Genomic DNA, 3819 nt, shown 5'->3' with positions numbered 1-3819 from the left:
TGGAGCCTTCTCAAGAACGGCTTGAAGCACCACAAGACGTGGGAGCCGGCATGGCGGCGCGCCCAGCTGCAGTCCAGCTACGACGTGGTGATCGTCGGCGGCGGCGGGCACGGCCTGGCCACGGCCTACTACCTGGCCAAGAACCACAAGGTGGGCCGCATCGCGGTGCTGGAGAAGGGCTACCTGGGCGGGGGCAACACGGCGCGCAACACCACCATCGTGCGCTCCAACTACCTCTGGGACGAGGCCGCGTTCATCTATGAGCACGCGATGAAGCTGTGGGAGGGCCTGACCGAGGACCTCAACTTCAACGTGATGTTCAGCCAGCGCGGCGTGTTCAACCTGGGCCACACGCTGCAGGACATGCGCGACATCGAGCGCCGCGTCAACGCCAACCGGCTCCAAGGCATCGATGCCCAGGTGCTCAACGCCGCGGAAGTCCAGGAGAAGATTCCGCAGCTCGACTGCAGCCGCCGCGCCCGCTACCCCGTGCTGGGCGCGAGCTGGCAGCCGCGCGCGGGCATCGCCCACCACGACGCCGTGGCGCGCGGCTTCGCCCGCGCCGCCAGCCGGCTGGGCGTGGACCTGATCGAGAACTGCGAGGTCACGGGGCTGGACGTGCAGGGCGGGCGCGTGCTGGGCGTGCAGACCAGCCAGGGCTACGTGAAGGCCGCTCGCGTGGGCTGCGTGGCCGCGGGCCACTCCTCGGTGCTGGCACGCATGGCCGGGCTGCGCCTGCCGGTGGAGAGCCACCCGCTGCAGGCCTTCGTGTCCGAGTCCATGCAGCGCGTGATCGACACCGTGATCATGAGCAACGCGGTGCACGGCTACTTGAGCCAGTCCGACAAGGGCGAGCTGGTCATTGGCGCAGGCATCGACAGCTACCTGGGCTACGGCCAGCGCGGCAGCCCGCACGTGATCGACCACACGGCTGCGGCCATCATCGAGCTGTTCCCGCAGTTCTCGCGCGTGCGCATGAACCGCCAGTGGGGCGGCATCGTGGACGTGTGCCCCGACGCCTGCCCGATCATCAGCAAGACCCGGGTGCAGGGCCTGTACTTCAACTGCGGCTGGGGCACGGGCGGCTTCAAGGCCACCCCGGGGTCGGGGCACGTGTTCGCCCACACCATCGCCAACGACCGCCCGCACCCGCTGGCCGCGCCCTTCTCCATAGACCGCTTCCACAGCGGCCACCTCATCGACGAGCACGGCGCCGCCGGCGTCGCGCACTGAAGCCCCGAGGACGCAAGCACCATGCTCCGACTGCATTGCCCCCACTGCAACGAGCTCCGCGAGGAAGAGGAGTTCAGCTACGCCGGCGAGGCCTACATCGCCCGCCCGGCCAACCCGGCCCAGGTTGACGACGAAACCTGGGGCGACTACCTCTTCATGCGCCGCAACACCAAGGGCTGGCTCTGGGAGCAGTGGCAGCACAGCGCCGCGTGCCGCAAGGTCTTCGCCGTGCGCCGCAACACCGCCACCTACGAGATCTCCGGCACCTGGACGCTGCAGGACGCCAAGCCGCTGTTCGACAAAGAGACCCAGGAAACCCAAGGAGCAGCTGCATGACCGCCCAACGCGTTGACATCGCCGGCACCCGCATCGACACGCGGCGCAAGGTCACTTTTACTTTCGACGGCAAGACCCACAGCGGCTACGCCGGCGACACGCTCGCTTCCGCGCTGCTGGCCAACGGCTACAAGCGCCTGGCCCGCAGTTTCAAGTACGGCCGCCCGCGCGGCATCCTGGGCGCCGGGGCGGAAGAACCGAATGCCTTGGTGCAGATGGAGGAAGGCGCGCACACCGTCCCCAACATCAAGGCCACGCAGGCCGAGCTGTACGACGGGCTCAAGGCCGCCACCACCTCGGGCTGGCCTTCGCTGGACTTCGATTTGAAAGCCACGCTGGGCAAGGCCTCGCGCTTCATGCCCGCGGGCTTCTACAGCAAGACGTTCAAGTGGCCGCGCAAGTTCTGGCCGGCGTATGAGGCCGTGATCCGCAAGTTCGCCGGCTTCGGCAGCGCGCCCACCGAAGCCGACCCCGACCACTACGACCACCTGTACCACCACGTGGACGTGTTGATCGTGGGCGGCGGCGCCTGCGGCCTGCTGGCCGCGCTGCAGGCCGGCCAGGCCGGGCTGAAGACGGTGCTGGTGGACGAGCAAAGCGAGCTGGGCGGCTGGCTGCTGTCGGACCCGTCCGCGAGCATCGACGGCCGCAACAGCGACGCCTTCCTGCGCTCGGTGCGCGCCACGCTGGACAAGCTGCCCAATGTGACTTGCCTGAGCCGCACCACGGCCTTCGGCCTGTACCAGGACAACCTGGTGCTGGCCGTGGAGCTGATGCAGGACCACCTGCCCATCGGCGCGCGCGACCCGCTGCTGCCGCGCCAGCGCCAGCACAAGATCCGCGCCCGCCACATCGTGCTGGCCACCGGTGCCATCGAGCGGCCGCTGGTGTTCGGCAACAACGATTTACCTGGCGTGATGACCGTCTCCGCCGGCCAGACCTTCCTCAAGCGCTACGGCGTGCGGGTGGGCCAGGAAGTCGTGGTCACCGGCACCAGCGACATGATCTACGACTGTGCCAACGGGCTGGCGGCTGCGGGCGCCAAGGTGCACGTGGTCGATCCGCGCCCGCAGGGCATCGCCCGCCGGCTGGAAGCCAACGTCACCGTGCACCAGGGCTTCGCCGTGGGCGAGGCCGTGGGCCGCAACGAGGTGAAGGCCGCCAAGCTGGTGAAGCTGCATCCGCAAAAGGATGAAGCCGTCGGCTCCGGCCCCACGCTGCGCTGCGACGCGCTGCTGTCTTCCGGCGGCCTGTCGCCCACGGTGCACCTGTTCTGCCACGACGGCCGCCGCCCTGTTTGGGACGAGACCGTGGCTGCCTTCGTGGTGCCCAAGGCGGGCCGTGAAGGCATCGCCTGCGCGGGCTCCGTGACCGGTGCCTTCGGCCTGGAAGAGGCGCTCAAGCAGACCACGGAGGCCATGCGCGAGGTGCTCAAGACGCTGGGCGCCAAGGCGCAGCTCAACGCGCCGCGCTGCAACACGTCGCCCGTTCAAGCCCCGCGCCACATGTACCGCGTGCCCGACGGCAAGCCGGAAGGCGTGGGCGCCAAGGCCTTCGTGGACTACCAGAACGACGTGACGGCCGCCGACATCGAGCTGTCCATCCGGGAGAACTGGCAGCACATCGAGCATGTGAAACGCTTCACGGCGCTGGGCTTCGGCACGGACCAGGGCAAGCTGTCCAACGTCAACGGCTTCGTGATCACGGCGCGTGCCTTGAAGCGGCCCGTGTCCGAGGTCAGCACGACCACGTACCGCCCGGCCTACACGCCGGTGTCGCTCGGGGCGCTGGCCGGCACCATGGAGGGTGACACCTTCGACCCGGTGCGCACGACGGCCATCCACGCCAGCCACGCCGCGCGCAAGGCCGAGCTGGAGCCCGTGGGCAACTGGATGCGGCCATGGTACTTCCCCAAGAACGGCGAGGACCTGCACGCCGCCGTGGCGCGCGAGTGCCGCGCCGCGCGCACGGGCGTGGCGGTGATGGACGCCTCCACCCTGGGCAAGATCCAGATCGACGGCCCCGACGCGCGCGAGTTCCTCAACCGCGTCTACGCCAACGCCTGGAGCCAGCTCGCCCCTGGTAAATGCCGCTACGGCCTGATGCTCGACGAGAACGGCATGGTCATGGACGACGGCGTGACGGCCTGCATCTCCGACACGCGCTTCTACATGACCACCACCACCGGCGGCGCGGCCAAGGTGCTCAACTGGCTGGAGCGCTGGCACCAGACGGAGTGGCCCGAGCTGC

At 69.1% G+C, this 3819-nt stretch carries 3 protein-coding genes; all 3 read left to right on the top strand.

All coding sequences use genetic code 11. The features are described from left to right. Nucleotides 1–1233: sarcosine oxidase subunit beta family protein (locus tag ALA01S_RS30340; protein ID WP_066343412.1), on the top strand; the 1233-nt coding region annotated here is incomplete at its 5' end. Between the two features lie 21 nt (nt 1234–1254). Beyond that, entirely contained in the window at nt 1255–1569 is a 315-nt protein-coding gene (locus ALA01S_RS30335) for a sarcosine oxidase subunit delta (RefSeq protein WP_066343410.1), read from the top strand. Next, nucleotides 1566–3819, top strand: a 2254-nt coding sequence (locus tag ALA01S_RS30330; RefSeq protein ID WP_066343402.1) for a 2Fe-2S iron-sulfur cluster-binding protein, incomplete at its 3' end; no start/stop codon positions are given. The genes ALA01S_RS30335 and ALA01S_RS30330, both read left to right, overlap by 4 nt.

Origin of the sequence: Azohydromonas lata NBRC 102462 (assembly GCF_001571085.1) — a bacterium.
Classification (GTDB): domain Bacteria; phylum Pseudomonadota; class Gammaproteobacteria; order Burkholderiales; family Burkholderiaceae_C; genus Azohydromonas; species Azohydromonas lata.
This window is presented reverse-complemented; position numbering and strand designations above follow the sequence as displayed.

Bases quoted from the DNA above. Each gene is read 5' to 3' on its own strand.
- ALA01S_RS30335 (WP_066343410.1), top strand. From the start codon at position 1,255: ATGCTCCGACTGCATTGCCCCCACTGCAACGAGCTCCGCGAGGAAGAG.